The sequence below is a fragment of the Streptococcus cristatus genome (assembly GCF_001588905.1).
Classification (GTDB): Bacteria; Bacillota; Bacilli; order Lactobacillales; family Streptococcaceae; genus Streptococcus; species Streptococcus cristatus_N.
The window spans coordinates 1-203 of record NZ_LAWH01000074.1; the positions used below are offsets into that span (position 1 = coordinate 1).

Annotated in this window: 1 protein-coding gene; it reads left to right on the forward strand. The window is 49.3% G+C overall.

Annotated features, from left to right (window positions below):
* Positions 1-203 (forward strand): hypothetical protein (locus tag A0765_RS10095; RefSeq protein ID WP_179856163.1); only part of this gene is annotated, 203 nt, incomplete at both ends.

Genomic DNA, 203 nt, shown 5'->3' on the forward strand with positions numbered 1-203 from the left:
TCAGTAAGCGCGAGCCAGTCTGCGTCAATTAGTGCGAGCCAAAGCACTTCAGCATCTATCTCAGCAAGCATCAGTGCGAGCCAATCAGCCTCTGTATCAGCTAGTCAATCAGCTTCAGCGTCTGTATCTGCAAGTCAAAGTACTTCAGCATCAGTAAGCGCAAGCCAAAGTGCCTCAGCTTCAGCATCTAACAACCAGAACTC